The organism is Micropruina sp. (assembly GCF_047607385.1).
Taxonomy (GTDB): domain Bacteria; phylum Actinomycetota; class Actinomycetes; order Propionibacteriales; family Propionibacteriaceae; genus Micropruina.
Genome location: NZ_JASGDE010000098.1, coordinates 18,314 through 32,331 on the forward strand (window position 1 = coordinate 18,314; position 14,018 = coordinate 32,331).

Sequence of the window (14,018 nt, forward strand, 5' to 3'; positions counted from 1 at the left end):
GGCCAGACCGGAGAGACCGGGCTCGGCCAGGGGCGGGCTCAATCGGCCGTGGACGCGGTGAACGACACCTCCCTGGGTGTCGACAGCGCCGCCACCGCACCGGCGACGAGCGGGACGCCGATCACGAACAGGCCGGCCACCAGCCAGGGCAGCACCACGATCGGCTGCTCGCCGTTCCAACCGGTGGTGACCATGCCGACGGGCGCTCCGAGCACCATTCCGAGCAGCGATCCGAGTCCGGACGCCAACAGTGCCAGCACCACCGACTGGGTGGTCGCCAACCGCCGCGTCATGCTCGGCGGGGCACCGACCGCGGCGAAGGTGGCCAGGAACGGTCGCATCTCGGCGGCGGCCAGGATCGTCGCCATGGCGGCGCCGATCACCGCCAGCAGGGCCAACGTGCCGGAGATCAGCCACAGCACCGGCTGCGGGCTCGGCACGAAACCGTGCTCGACCTTGACGGTCACCCCCACCGTCGTGAGGGCCTCCTGGAGCCGCTGCTCGGTGGCCGGCGCGATGGGGCCGTCCGGGTGGTCCACCACGAGTCGCCAGTTGGACGTCTCCCAGCCCAGTGCGGCGGCGGTCTTCGTGCTGGCCAGGACGGAGTAGCGGGTCGGCGGGGCGCCCCGGGCGATCACGTCGGAGGTGATGGCGAGGGCCGGAATCCGCGCCGTCCGGATCTTTGCGCTGGTGTCGTCGTCGAGGTATGCCACCTGCAACTCGCCTTTCTGCAACTCGTTCACCGTGGGGCCGCCGGCGACCTCGATCGGCTCGGTGTTGACCAGCAGTCGGCCGCGCGTCAGGGCATCGGACTGGGTGGCGTTCAGCCTGAACAGCCGGACCAGATCGGCCGCGTCCGCCACCAGAACGCCGGTGGTCGGGTAGGCGATCAGCGATCGGCAGTCGGGCCTGACCGGGCCCCGCGCCTGCAGCTCCGCCGCCGTGCAGCCTTTTCGCAGGCCGACGAGATCCAGCGTCTCGTTGTCCTTCGTCCCGGGCTTCGGGATGGTGGGACCGGCCACTCGGGTGATCCGCAGCCGCGGGTCGACCGAGCGGATCGTGGCGTCCAGGCCGGTCAAGCCAGACTCGGCGCCGGTCCCGGTCGTCACCCCGGCCTGGCCGGCCAGGGTCTCGGGGATGTACTGCCGGGCCTCGTCGGCTTCGACGCTGACCACGAGCGTCCAGACCACGGTGAGCAACAGGACGCCGCCGGCGACGGACGCGACGACGGCCGTGGCCCGGCCGCGATGCCGAGCCAGATCGCGCAGCGCGATGCGAAGCGCGACCGGCGCGTGCCGGCCGAGCCGGGCCAGTATGCCGAGCAATGCGGGTGTGGTGAGCAGGAAGCCCGTCAACGCGGCCACACAGCCGCCGAACCAGAAGAAGACAACCTCCGGGGCGCGCTCGCCCAACCGGGTGATCGGCCACCAGGCGGCGACCAGGCCGAGTCCCAGCAGCAGGATCCCGGCGACGGTGCCACGCCGGCCGCCGGGGGCTGAACGGACGGTTCCGCGCAGTGCTCCGACCAGGGAGAGCCGGGCCAGGCCGCGCGCGGTGACCAGTGCCGACCCCATCGCGGTCAGCACGCCCAGTGCCAGCAGCAGCGCCAGGGCGGGGACGGGTACGTCCAGCGGGCCCTGGGCTTCGCCCGAACTGGACGCCACCGCCGGCCAGGCTGCGATGCCCGCGCCGGTTCCGACCAGGGTGCCGGCCAGCGTGGCGGTCGAGCCGAGCAACAGCGCTTGTCCGAGCGCGACACGGCGCAACTGCCGCGGATCGGCACCGTTCAGCGCTGCCAGCGCAAGGCTCCGCCGCTGGCGGGCGGCGCCGATCGCGAAAGCGGGTCCGACCATCAGCGCGACCTGCAGCAGGCCGATGACCAGCGCCACGTCGCCGGGCCCGATGCCGACACCGGACGGCGGCAGCGGACGGGGCGGGTGGGCGACGATGTCCAGGCTGGTGGTCTCGAAGCCGTAGCGGGCGAGCATCACCGCGTCGTCCCAGGTCACCGGGCGATCGCCGGGCACCAGGAAACTCAGCTCGTCGTGTATCTGTTGGGGGTATCCGATCAGGTCGTAGCTGCCGAGCAGCTGCACGTCGGCGCGTCCGACCACCGTGACGTCGGTCTTGATCCTGCCGAAAGTGATGGTGGCCGGGCCGGCGGCAGGGATACCCTCGGCGGCGCCGCGGCTGGTGACCAGGACCTCATTGGGCGCGTCGGGCAGCCGTCCGTCGGTGAGCCGGATCACCCCGGTCAGCGCCGGATCGTGCGGATCGAGGCCCAGCATCAGCAACCCCTGCTCGGCGGCTCCGTAGTTGGGGGTGCTCCAGGTCAGCGTGGCCACGGGCCGGTTGAGCAGCCGTGCGACCGCTGCCGCCTTGGAGGCGAGCGATTCGCCCCAGCCGGGCGGCGTCCGGGCTTCGGCCGACGGATGATCGACGCTGGGACCGACCACCCCGAAGCTGTTGAGCTCGGGATCGAACGGTTCCCAGGCCCACGCGATCGCCGCTTGATTCCCGCCGGTTATCAATCGGGCCCGCTCGATCGGCGACAGGTCGAACGAGGCGGTGAGCACCTGGGCGGCGGCGAGGATCGCCACCGGCACGGCGATCATCAGCCAGACGAACCAGCTCCGTCCCCGATCGCGCCGGACGTCGCGGCGCGCCATCCGCAGCGCCAACCGCCATCCGGTCCACCAGGAGCGGGCCCGGGGCTGGGCCGGTCCGAGCGGGACGTCGGACGCCGTCCGGGCCGCCACGACGGTGCTCACGCCGGCACCCGCTCGGCGCGGACGGCGGTGCCGTCCACCACGACGCCGTCGCGCAGATAGATCACCCGATCCGCCCAGGCGGCATGCCGCGGTTCGTGGGTGACCAGCAGCCCGGCCGCACCGCCGTCGCAGCGGGCCCGCAGCACCGCGAGCACCTCCTCGCCGGTGACCGAGTCGAGTGCGCCGGTGGGCTCGTCGGCGAGCACCAGCCGGCGTTCGCCGACCAGCGCGCGGGCGATCGCCACCCGCTGCTGCTGGCCGCCGGAGAGCTGATCGGGGAACCGGTCGGCCAGCCCGCCCAGGCCCAGGTCCTTGAGCACGGCCCGGGCCTCCTGTCGGGCCGCGAGTGCCGGCTGCCCGTCCAGCTCCAGCGGCAGTGCGATGTTCTCGGCGGCGGTGAGCGCGGGGATCAGGTTGTAGTTCTGGAACACCACGCCGACCCGGCGGCGCCGCAGTTGCGCCAACTGCTCCGGCTTCAGCCCTCCCAGCGCGACGCCGTCGATCTCCACCTCGCCGCTGGTCGGACGGTCCAGTGCCCCGGCCACGTTCAGCAGGGTGGACTTGCCGCTGCCGGACGGGCCCATCACCGCGACCAGTTCCCCGGCCGACACGTCCAGCGAAACCCCGCGCAGGGCATGCACGACGGTCTCGCCGCTGCCGTGATCGCGGCATACCTGGCTCAGCCGCAGGGCGGGGGCGCTCATCGCCGGGCCTGCGTGGTCTCGTCGTCGGTGACGTCCACCGGGGCGGGTGCCGCCGCGCCGAAGCGGCGCACGCTGGCCTCCACCTGGTCGAGCCAGCGGATCTCCGCTTCGGCGGCGAACAGCTGGTGCTCGACCACCATCAGCCAGGCCAGGTCGGCGGCCGGATCGATCGACTGCTTCAGCCGGGTCAGCTGCTGCAGCCGGTGCATGGTGGCCGAGCGTTGGGCCTGGGCCACCGCGGCCGAGTCGACCGCGGGGGAGGTGATCGCGATGGCCAGCTTGATCACCAGCTCGTCGCGCGGGGTGGCCTGCCGGTCGACCGGGGTGCGCCACCACTGCGCGACGGCGTCGCGTCCCGGCGCGGTGAGGGCGTAGCGGATCCGGCCCTCGGCGTCCGCGGCGTCGGCGCTGACCAGGCCGTCGCGTTCCAGCCGGTCCAGCGTGGTGTACACCTGACCGACGTTGACCGGCCAGGTGCCGCCGGTGCGCTGTTCGAACCCCGCCTTCAGCTCGGCGCCGTAGCGCGGACCCTCCGCCAGCAATGCCAGCAACCCCAACCGAACCGACATCGACGCCTCCTATATACTCGGTATATCTCCTGGTGTTTGACTATATACCGAGTATGTTCAGAGGCGACCGGCGGCGAATCCCGGCGTGTCGGGGACGATGGCGGTCCGACTGGGAGGGGCTATGGGTCAGTCGGCGGGCTGCTCGTCGGGACGGATGCCCGGCTCGTCCGACCGGACCCGCCGCAGCTGCCGGACCACGAACCAGGCCAGTCCGGCCAGGGCCAGCAGGCCCGCGCCGACGGCGGCCAGGGGGGAGTGCTCCCAGAGCAGCGCGAACGCCTCCCAGCCGACGAAACCGACCGAGCCGTAGAGGAACGCCCAGGCGATCGAGCCGACCACGGTCGCCGGAATGTAACGGGTCAGCGGCATCCGGGCGGCCCCGGCGGCCAGGTTGATCACCGTCTGCACGCCGACGGTCAGGAACGACACGCTGACCGCCGGAGCCCCCCAGCGGTTCAACCGGTCCACCGCCCGGACGTAGCCGGGGGAGTCCATCCAGCGGGCAGCGCGGGTGCGATGTGCCCCGCGGGCGACCAGGCGTCCGGCCCAGTAGGTGGCGTTCGAGCGGGTCAGCACGATGCAGAACAGCGCGGCAACGATCAACGGGAAGGGTGCATCCCACTGGGTCGGATCCACTGCACCACCTTCACTCGCCGGGCGGTCAGTCTAGACGAGCCGCTCCCGGCAGCGGTTCTGCTCCCGCCGCCCGGGCCGTCCGGGTGACCCAGGCCATTCCGGTGCCGAGCAGCACCAGCCCGACCGCCGACCAGGGCCGGTCGGGATGCAGCACGGTGCCGTGCAGCCAGACCAGGGCGGTGCCCGCGGTGAGCAGCAGGTAGGCGGCGATCGCGTTCCGGCCCGGGTCCCCGTCCAGCCGCGGGATGAGGGCGTACTCGGCGCGTCCGATCAGCGGAACGAGCCCGCCGATCACCAGCCAGGTGACCAGCGCGACCATCGGCTGGGACAACAGAACGCCGGTGGCGTCCGGCAGCAGCCGGCTGATGCCGAACAGCGTCCCGGCCGCGATCACGATGCACGGGATGTGCCACAGATAGGTGGTCACCGCCAGCGCGTTGCCCACACCGAGAGCGCGCTGGACGCCGGCCGGCAGGGTGCGGGCCACACCGGCCCGCTCCAGCAGGCCCAGCACGGCGACCTGGCCGCAGGCCAGCACGATCATCGCCAGCGTGGGCGGCAGCACGTTGGCGATCGGGATGTCGCCCAGCCCGATCGAGGACGCCGGGTAGCCCAGCCCGAACACCAGCACCGGGATCAGTCCGGCCGCGGCGATCGCCACGGTCACCGGCACCCAGACCGGTCCCCGCCGGAACCAGCCGCGGTAGTAGGCGATCCCGAGTTGATGGCACATCGGCCAGACCGTCAGCAGGTTCAGGTATCGAAGGTCGGGGCGTCCGGCGGCGAACGACCAGGCGTCCACCGCGGCGGCCAGCACGGTCAGCGCCAGCATCGGCCAGGCCCCCCAGCGGTCGTGCAGGGTGATCATCCACGGGGCGATGCCGACGATCACCAGGTAGATCGCGATGAACCAGAGCAGCTGGGCGAACTGGACGCTCAGCGTCACGCTGACCTCGGCCGAGTACAGCCAGGCGCCGGCGGTGCTCAGCACGGTGGCGAAGCCGACGAAGAGCAGCAGCGGCCCGACCAGCCGGACGGCGCGGGACGCCAGATAGTGGGAGTAGCTGCGCCGCTGGGCCCGCATCCGGTCGATCACCAGGGCGTGCGCGAACCCGCCGGCGATGAAGAACAGCGGGATGATCATCACGATCCAGCTGGCCGTCCACCACGGACCGTGCGGCTGCGGCGCCCAGGGCACCACCTGCGGCGCGCCGTCCACCACCACGATCTGGTAGAGCAGGCAGTGGAAGGTCACCACGACCACCACGGACAGGGCCCTGGCCAGGTCGATCAGGTGATTGCGCGGGGTCATCGGCGGCCATGCTACGCGCTCACGCTCGCCTAACTATTTCGGGCTCGCTGAATTCAGCGAGCCCGAAATAGTTAGGCGAGCGCGGGGCCGGTGAGCCGCGGCACTAGGGTGAATCCAGTGCAGGGTGCACTCTCCGGGTTCTTCACCATCGGCGCGATCGTGATCGCCGGCGTGCTGCTCGCCCACTTCAAGGTGCTCGGCGATCTGCAGCGAGCGCTGCTCAGCCGGCTGGCCTTCCTGGTGGCCTCGCCGGCGCTGCTGTTCTCACTGGTGGCCCAGGCCGACCTGGCGCATCTGTTCTCCCGCACCCTGGTGGTGTCGGTGCTGGCCATCGCGATCACCGGCGCCGGCTATCTGGTCGCCGCCCGCTGGCTGGGCGGCCCGGCGAACGCCCGCACCGTGATCGGCACCCTGTGTGCCTGCTACACCAACGCCGGCAACCTCGGGCTGCCGATCGCCGCCGCGATCATGGGCGATATGACCTGGATGGCGCCGATCATGCTGGTCCAGATCGGGATCATGCAGCCCACGGCGCTGGCCATCCTGGACACCCGGGCGGCTCGGCACGCCGGGGAGCCGATGGCCTGGCACAGCTACCTGACGCTGCCGTTGCGCAACCCGATCACCGTGGCGGTGCTGTTGGCCGTCGTCGTCAACCTGTCCGGACTGACCGTGCCCGCACTGCTGATGGCGCCGATCCAGATGGTCGGCGGCATCGCGGTGCCGGCGATGCTGCTGGCCTTCGGGGTGTCGTTGCGGCTGGACCCGCTGCCCGGACGCGGCCCGCACCTGCGCGAGGTGGCGCTGATCCAGCTGGCGAAGGTGGTGGTGCACCCGCTGCTGGCCTGGGGGCTGGGCGTCGGTTTCGGGCTGAGCGGACCGGAGCTGCTGGCGGTGACGGTGATCGCGGCGCTGCCGGCGGCGCAGAACATCTACGTGATCGCGTCCCGCTATGAGGTCGGCGAGATGCTGGCCCGGGATTCCATCTTCGTGTCCACCATGCTGTCGGTGCCCGTGATCACCCTGGTCTCCGCAGCGCTCGGCGGCTGACCGACCCACGCCGCCCAACGCTGCGCTCGCTTAACTATTTCCCGCTCGCTGAATTCGGCGAGCGGGAAGTAGTTAGGGAAGCGCTGATCAATCATGTCCCGGCTGCGGCGCACCCGGCGGGCGATCTGCGGCCCCCAAATCTTGCGCCGTACGTCCAGTACGCCCACAAGATCTGGGGGCCGCAGCTCATCCCGCCGGGCACGTCCTCGCTCGGAACAGCATTGATCAGCGCTTCCTTAGGCGAGCGTGCGCTGTCACCGACGGGCTCGTCTAGGGTGGGGATCGTGGACGACAACAACGCCAGCGAGGTGTACAGCTTCGATCTGGAACGCAGCACCGACGAGGCGTGGTCGGAGTTCGCCGGACGCCTCGGCGAGGTGATCTCGCACATGGACGCCGGCGCCTCGCTGCGGATCGGCTCGCTGGCCACCGAGCAGGACGGCACCGCGCCGTTCGTGGTGTTCCACTGCACCGGCGGCGACGTCCTGATCGTCGAGGCGGCCGGCAACGCCGCGCTCAGCGAGGAGTTCCAGCTGCTGCCCGAGCAGTTGGCCGCGATCGAGGAGCTGGGCTGGCAGCCGCCCAACGTGGACGACGCGTATCCCACCGAGAACTTCTGGCGCTCCGGCAGCCAGGAGAACGCCGGCGAGTTGGCCCAGGCGGCCGCGCAGGTGTTGCGGGAGGTGTACCAGGTGCCGCATCCGGCTTTCCTGGCTCCCGACCAGCTGGCCGAGATCCTCACCCCGCCCGGTGCCCGGGAGGCGCCCAGCACCAGTTTCGACGCCGACGATCTGGCGGCCCGGCTGGTCAGCGGCAAGGCCGATCTGGACCGGTTGATCGAGTCCGAGCTGACCGAATTGCTCGGCCATTCCCCGCTCCAGGACGCCGACGGCGACTTCGCCCTGCGGGTCGGTTCGACGATGGTGTTCGTGCGGGCCACCTCCGACGCCCAGGAGGTGTTGGTGTTCTCGGCGGTGGTGCACGACGTCGAGGGCCGCAGCCGGGCGATGGAGGTGCTCAGCGACCTGAACACCGAGGCCCGCTTCGTCCGGTTCATGCTGATCAAGGACCGGGTGTTCGTGTCGCTGTCGATCTTCGCGCAGCCGTTCGTGCCGGCCCATCTGCACCAGGCGCTGCGAATGGTCTCGGTGGTCGCCGACGAGATCGACGAGCACCTGGCGGCGAAGCTGCGCGGCCGCACCACCTTCACCTCCGACGCCTGAGCTTCACCCTCCGTTGGGGCGGATGCCTCTTTTCTCGCGGCGCGGACTCACTACCGTGGGGTCATGTCAGCTACCCTGCCTGAACTCACCGAGTCCGAACTCGCCGGCATCGACGCCTGGTGGCGGGCCAACAACTACCTGACCGTCGGCCAGATCTACCTGATGGCGAATCCGCTGCTGCGCGAGCCGCTGGCGCCGGAGCACATCAAACCCCGGCTGCTCGGCCACTGGGGCACGAGTCCGGGCCTGGCTTTCGTCTACGCCCACGTCTCCCGGCTGATCCGGCACACCGGGCAGGACTGTCTCTACATCACCGGACCGGGCCACGGCGGCCCGGCGCTGGTCGGGGCGTCCTACCTGGAAGGCACCTACACCGACGCCTTCCCGAAGATCACCCAGGACGCCGAGGGCATGCTGCGCTTCTTCCGGCAGTTCTCCGCGCCGGGCGGCATCCCCAGCCACGTCTCGGTGACCACCCCCGGTTCGATCCACGAGGGCGGCGAACTCGGCTACGCGCTGATCCACGCCTTCGGTTCGGTCTTCGACAACCCCGACCTGCTGACCATCGCGGTGGTCGGCGACGGCGAGGCCGAGACCGGTCCGCTGGAGGGCTCCTGGAAGGGCATCTCCTTCCTCAATCCGGCCCACGACGGCGCGGTGCTGCCGGTGCTGCACCTCAACGGCGGCAAGATCGCCGCCCCCACCGTGCTGTCCCGGAAGCCGCGCGCCGAGGTGCGCGGCCTGCTGGAAGGCCACGGCTACCAGGTGATCGAGGTCGAGGGCCACGACCAGCCCGGGATCCACTACCGATTCGCCGAGGCGCTCGGCCAGGCCTACACCAGCATCAAGGAGATCCAGCGCCGGGCGCGGTCCGGCGAGGCGTCCGAGGGACGTCCGCGCTGGCCGATGATCGTGCTGCGCACCCCGAAGGGCTGGACCGGTCCGCACATCGTCGACGGCCAGGTCGTCGAGGGCACCTGGCGGGCCCACCAGGTGCCGCTGTCCGGTGTGAAGACCAACGCCGAGCACCTGGCGCAGCTGGAGCAGTGGCTGCGTTCCTACCGTCCCGAGGAGCTCTTCGACGACGCCGGACGCCCGGTCGAACTGGTTCGCAGCGCCAACCCCGACAAGCCCAAGTCGATGTCGGGCACGCCCTACGCCAACGGTGGCCTGCTCAGCCGACCGCTCGACCTGCCGGACTTCCGCGAGCTGGCGGTCCCGGTCGAGCAGCGGGCCACCGAGAACCTCGAATCGACCCGCAAGCTCGGCGAGTTCATGCGCGAGGCGTACCGCCGCAACCCGGACAATTTCCGGCTGTTCTGCCCGGACGAGACCAACTCCAACCGGCTCGGCGCCGTCTTCGAGGCGTCCGACCGGACCTGGATGGAGGAGGTGAACGACACCGACGCCAAGCTGGGCCCGGACGGCCGGGTGATGGAGGTGCTCAGCGAGCACAACTGCCACGGCTGGCTGGAGGCCTACAACCTGACCGGACGGCACGGCCTGTTCGCCACCTACGAGGCGTTCGCGATGGTGTCGGCCAGCCAGACCATCCAGCACGGCAAGTGGCTGCAGGAGGCGTCCCACCTGCCCTGGCGGGCGGACGTGCCGAGCCTGAACATCCTGGTCAGCTCGACCGCCTGGCGCAACGACCACAACGGGTTCAGCCACCAGGGCCCGGGACTGATCCAGGTGGTGTTGAACGGCGGGCCGGAGCATTCCCGGATCTATCTGCCGCCGGACGCCAACTGCCTGCTCAGCGTCGCCGACCACTGCTTCCGCAGCAAGAACTACGTCAACCTGATCGTCCAGGACAAGCAGCCGCAGCCGCAGTGGCTGACCATGGACGAGGCGGTCGAGCACTGCACCCGTGGCGCTTCGATCTGGGAGTGGGCCGGGACGCCGGAGGACGCCGCCGAGCCGGACATCGTGATGGCCTGCGCCGGCGACATCATGACCATGGAGACGGTGGCGGCGGCCGAGCTGATCAAGGCGCAGCTGCCCGACATCCGGCTGCGGGTGGTGAACGTGGTGGACCTGATGACGCTGAAGCGGCCCAAGGATCACCCGCACGGGATGAGCGAGCTCTACTTCAACGAGCTGTTCACCGACAACCGCGATGTGATCTTCGCCTTCCACGGCTACCCGGGCGCCATCCATCAGCTGGTGCACGGGCGTCCGGACGCCGACCGCTTCCGGGTCCGCGGCTTCATCGAGCAGGGCACCACCACCACGCCGTTCGACATGGTGGTGCGGAACCGGGCGTCCCGCTACCACCTGGTGATGGACGTGCTGAACAACATGAAGGTCACCCGGCGCGGATCCAGCGACCTGATGCGGTTCTGCCAGGCCCAACTGGCCCGGCACGAGGGCTACATCGTCGAACATCTGGAAGATCTGCCCGAGGTGCGGGACTGGAAACTGGGGACTGGGGTCTGAAACCAGTAGGGTCGTTCCCATGGCGCAGTATGGGCACCTGACCTCTCTGGATGCGGCGGAATGCCGACTGTTGCTGGCCACCCGCACCTTCGGTCGAGTGGGCTGGAATTCGGCCTCGGGCGTGCAGATCCTGCCGGTCAGCTACGGCATGGTCGACGGGCTGATCGTCTTCCGCACGGCGGCGGGCTCGCCGCTGGCGCAACTGGTCCGGCCGGTCGAGGTGTCCTTCCAGGTCGACGACCTGGACGCCGAGACCTCGACCGGCTGGAGCGTGCTGGTGCACGGCATGTCGGGTGCCCCGGTGGCGTCCCTGCCGCCCGAGATGCCCGACCCGTGGGCGCCGGGGGACCGGCCGATCGTGATCGGCATCGCCCCCGACCACTACGCGGGGCGTTCGATCGCCGCGATCTGAAACGGAGGCGATGATGCCCAAGCCCTACACCGGGCCGCCGCCGATCCTGGTCGGCTACGACGCGTCCGACGACGCCGTCCGGGCGCTCGACTACGCCGCCCGGATCGCCGCCGCCTCCAAGACCATGCTGCAGCTGGTCTATGTGGCCGACGACACCGTGGTGAACAGCGCCTGGGGCGTGGTCTTCGACGACAGCGGGGTGCAGGCGACCGCCCGCCGGCTGCTGGCCGAGGCGGCGCTGGCCGCGCATGCCCTCGGGGTGGCCAAGAAGCGGATCCGGGTCAAGGTGGCCGTCGGGTCGCCGATCGGCGTGCTCACCCAGCTCAGCGAGAATTGTTCGATGGTGGTGGTGGGACGCCGCGCGAACACCAGTTACACCCGGCAGTTCTCCGGGTCCACCTCGGTCGGCCTGGCCGCGTCGGTGCGTTGCCCGCTGGTGGTGGTCGCGGACGCCGCCGAATACCCGCAGGGCCCGGTCGGTGTCGCCTTGGACGCCTCCGAGGACGACTGCGCCGCGCTGGACTGGGTGCTGGGCAATCCGCTGTTCGCCGGCAAGCCGGTCACCGTGGTCAGCGTCTGCAAGGCGCCGCAGAGCCGGATCTTCCGCTCCAGCCTGAGCCCCGAGCAGATCGAGTTGGCCATCCAGCAGACGGCGGCGCAGCAGGCGACCCTGGTGGGACGGGCCGCCGCCCGGCATCCCGATGCGCCGCGGGTGAGCACCGAGGTGCGCTACGGCTCTCCGGTGGACGAGCTGGCCTCGTTCTCCGAGACGGTCTCGGTGCTGGTGATCGGCGCGGACGTCCGGTTCCCGACCTACGCGGTGGGCAGTGTGGCCCGCGGGGTGATGACCCACGCCGGCTGCCCGGTGGTGCTGGTCAAGTAGCTCTGGCGGGTCGGCCGCCGCGTCCATCGTTGCTGAGAATATCCTGAGAAACGGCGATATCCGCTCGGCTCCGGCGCGGCATGGTTAACGTCGTGGCTGTCATCGATGGCGAGATATACCCACCCTTTCTCGTGTTCTAAGGAAATCGCCATGAGGAGAATCTTGTGCGGCCTGGCCACGGCGGCCATCGCCACGAGCCTCTTTCCGGTCGCCGCTTCCGCGGCGCCGCCTGCCGACGGCACCGGCCGTTCCGCCTCCGATGTTGCCACCACCCGGGCACAGATCGCCCGGGCGAATTCGTTGCCGGTGGTGCGCGATCGCAAGGCGGGTTGGACCCGCTCGACCGCCGCGTCCGGCACGTCCGCGGTGACGAACAGCAGCTACGGCAGCTATTCGTATCGGAAGGGGGTGATCCTGGCCACCTCCGATGCTTTCAAGGGGCTCATTCCGACCGGCCACGCCGCCATCGGCTACTCGTCCAGCCAGGTGGTGGAATCGGTGTCCAGCGGGGTGGTCCGCGGCGCGAACGACTGGTTCCGGTCGAAGAGCCAGGCCTATCAGACGTCGGTGCGGTCCACCACGGCGGCGCAGGACGCGGCGGCCGCCGATTGGGCCGACGGGCAGCGCGGCAAGCCGTACAACTGGAATTATCTGGACCGGGACACCCGCAAGCGGTTCTATTGCTCGCAGCTGGTCTGGGCGGCGTTCAAGGACAAATACGGCATCGACCTGGACACCAGCGCCTATCTGTGGGCGGTGCACCCGATGGAACTGGTGAACACCTCCGCGGTCTACCTGATCTACCGGAAGAAGTAGTCCGATGAGACGCGGAAGGCGCCGGCGTCCAGGGGTCGTGGCGGGCTCGGTGGCCGCGCTGCTGGCGACGTCCCTGCTGGCCGGATGTGTGGCGCCTTCCGCGTCCACCGCTGCCGGATGCCCGGCCGGTTGGCGGGCGGCGGCGCTGTGGTCGACCCAAGCCGGTGCGGAAAGCCGGCTCGATTTCGTCGACGCCGACGATCGGGTGACCAGCCGCCCGGTTCCCTATCTGGGTTTCGAGGCGGCGCCCGGTTCGCCGTCGGCGCGCCGGGGCGACCAGGTGGTGCTGGTGTCCAATGGCGATCTGGACCGGGACCGAACCCATCTGATCACCTTCGACACCCGTGGTTGCGAGATATCGGCCGTGCCGCTGAACGAGCACGCGGTGATGGGGCTGTCCGCGGGCCCGTCGGACAGCTATACGTCGTCGTGGCTGAACGGTGCCGCGCAGGTGCGGCGGTATCCGATCAGTGGGGGAGTGCCGGTCGAGGTGAGCTTTCCGGATCTCGGTCCGTTCAAGCTGATTCGGCACGGTGATCAACTCTTCGGATTCACCACCAGTGACGGAAAGGACGATCGCCCGCTGCTGATCGCCATGGACCCGCAATCGCTGGCGGAGCGCGGTCGGTGGACGCTTCCCGACGATGTCGGCTGGGTGGGTGCCGCCTTGGTGTTCGCGGACCGGCTGTATTTCAGCTACACCGGCAAGGGCGACGGAAGCTCGGGCGAGGGCACCAAGCTGGGCGTCTTCGATATCGCCGGCTCGACCTTGACGTCGGTAGCCATGAAGAAGCCCGCACCCTATCTGCTGACCGCTTCTGAGGACGCCGTCTATATCGGCCACACCTTCATCAATCCGGGCTATCGCCCGGTCTCGGAGTACGTCTGGGTGAGCCGCTATCGGCCGTCCACCGGCGCCATCGAGTCCTTCGACGTGGCATCGGAGGCCGGCATTTCGATCACCGCCATCAGAGTGGTGGCCGATCGGCTGCTGGTGCTCGGCGACACCCCCGATCAGAGCCAGGGAAAGCTGCTGACCTACGCGCTGCCGTCGATGCGGAAGCTGTCGACGGTGGTTCTGACCGCCCCGGCCGGAACCGGCGCCAACTACCTGGCCGGCCTGATCACGCCCTGACCCCACCCCGGCGCTCGCCTAACTATTTCGGGCTCGCTGAACTCAGCGAGCCCGAAATAGTTAGGCGA

General features: G+C 70.2%; 12 protein-coding genes. 7 read left to right on the forward strand and 5 right to left on the reverse strand.

The window, feature by feature from the left end:
- Positions 1 to 38: 38 nt before the first annotated feature.
- The 5 genes from QM582_RS08885 to QM582_RS08905 form a co-directional block, all read right to left on the reverse strand.
- Positions 39 to 2,771, reverse strand: coding sequence for an FtsX-like permease family protein (locus QM582_RS08885; protein WP_415083651.1), 2,733 nt, complete (start codon positions 2,769 to 2,771; stop codon positions 39 to 41).
- Positions 2,768 to 3,475 (reverse strand): ABC transporter ATP-binding protein, encoded by a 708-nt coding sequence (locus tag QM582_RS08890; protein ID WP_415083652.1) that lies wholly within the window; start codon positions 3,473 to 3,475, stop codon positions 2,768 to 2,770. The genes QM582_RS08885 and QM582_RS08890 overlap by 4 nt, the downstream gene beginning before the upstream one ends.
- A complete protein-coding gene (locus tag QM582_RS08895; protein WP_415083654.1) occupies positions 3,472 to 4,044 on the reverse strand; it encodes a PadR family transcriptional regulator in 573 nt (190 codons plus the stop codon). The genes QM582_RS08890 and QM582_RS08895 overlap by 4 nt, the downstream gene beginning before the upstream one ends.
- A 126-nt stretch (positions 4,045 to 4,170) precedes the next feature.
- Complete coding sequence (locus QM582_RS08900) at positions 4,171 to 4,680, reverse strand: DedA family protein (protein ID WP_415083656.1); 510 nt, start codon at positions 4,678 to 4,680, stop codon at positions 4,171 to 4,173.
- 25 nt (positions 4,681 to 4,705) lie between these two features.
- A complete protein-coding gene (locus QM582_RS08905) occupies positions 4,706 to 5,992 on the reverse strand; it encodes an acyltransferase family protein (RefSeq protein WP_415083658.1) in 1,287 nt (428 codons plus the stop codon).
- A gap of 117 nt (positions 5,993 to 6,109) precedes the next feature.
- On the opposite strand from QM582_RS08905, the gene QM582_RS08910 reads away from it, so the two are divergent.
- The 7 genes from QM582_RS08910 (at position 6,110) to QM582_RS08940 (ending at position 13,950) form a co-directional block, all read left to right on the forward strand.
- Positions 6,110 to 7,042, forward strand: coding sequence for an AEC family transporter (locus QM582_RS08910; RefSeq protein WP_415083660.1), 933 nt, complete (start codon positions 6,110 to 6,112; stop codon positions 7,040 to 7,042).
- A 284-nt stretch (positions 7,043 to 7,326) separates the two neighbouring features.
- Complete coding sequence (locus tag QM582_RS08915; protein WP_415083662.1) at positions 7,327 to 8,265, forward strand: T3SS (YopN, CesT) and YbjN peptide-binding chaperone 1; 939 nt, start codon at positions 7,327 to 7,329, stop codon at positions 8,263 to 8,265.
- A gap of 63 nt (positions 8,266 to 8,328) precedes the next feature.
- Entirely contained in the window at positions 8,329 to 10,704 is a 2,376-nt protein-coding gene (locus tag QM582_RS08920) for a phosphoketolase (RefSeq protein ID WP_415083663.1), read from the forward strand.
- 19 nt (positions 10,705 to 10,723) lie between these two features.
- Positions 10,724 to 11,116: a pyridoxamine 5'-phosphate oxidase family protein gene (locus tag QM582_RS08925; protein WP_415083665.1), complete on the forward strand. Its 393-nt coding sequence runs from the start codon at positions 10,724 to 10,726 to the stop codon at positions 11,114 to 11,116.
- A gap of 13 nt (positions 11,117 to 11,129) precedes the next feature.
- Positions 11,130 to 11,999, forward strand: a complete 870-nt coding sequence (locus tag QM582_RS08930) for a universal stress protein (RefSeq protein ID WP_415083667.1) — start codon at positions 11,130 to 11,132, stop codon at positions 11,997 to 11,999.
- Positions 12,000 to 12,149: 150 nt separating this feature from the next.
- Positions 12,150 to 12,815, forward strand: coding sequence for a YiiX/YebB-like N1pC/P60 family cysteine hydrolase (locus QM582_RS08935; protein WP_415083669.1), 666 nt, complete (start codon positions 12,150 to 12,152; stop codon positions 12,813 to 12,815).
- A 49-nt stretch (positions 12,816 to 12,864) separates the two neighbouring features.
- Positions 12,865 to 13,950 (forward strand): hypothetical protein, encoded by a 1,086-nt coding sequence (locus tag QM582_RS08940; protein WP_415083670.1) that lies wholly within the window; start codon positions 12,865 to 12,867, stop codon positions 13,948 to 13,950.
- Positions 13,951 to 14,018 lie beyond the last annotated feature (68 nt).

Bases quoted from the DNA above. Each gene is read 5' to 3' on its own strand.
- QM582_RS08935 (WP_415083669.1), top strand. From the start codon at position 12,150: ATGAGGAGAATCTTGTGCGGCCTGGCCACGGCGGCCATCGCCACGAGC.
- QM582_RS08890 (WP_415083652.1), bottom strand. From the start codon at position 3,475: ATGAGCGCCCCCGCCCTGCGGCTGAGCCAGGTATGCCGCGATCACGGC.
- QM582_RS08895 (WP_415083654.1), bottom strand. From the start codon at position 4,044: ATGTCGGTTCGGTTGGGGTTGCTGGCATTGCTGGCGGAGGGTCCGCGC.
- QM582_RS08920 (WP_415083663.1), top strand. From the start codon at position 8,329: ATGTCAGCTACCCTGCCTGAACTCACCGAGTCCGAACTCGCCGGCATC.
- QM582_RS08925 (WP_415083665.1), top strand. From the start codon at position 10,724: ATGGCGCAGTATGGGCACCTGACCTCTCTGGATGCGGCGGAATGCCGA.
- QM582_RS08930 (WP_415083667.1), top strand. From the start codon at position 11,130: ATGCCCAAGCCCTACACCGGGCCGCCGCCGATCCTGGTCGGCTACGAC.
- QM582_RS08905 (WP_415083658.1), bottom strand. From the start codon at position 5,992: ATGACCCCGCGCAATCACCTGATCGACCTGGCCAGGGCCCTGTCCGTG.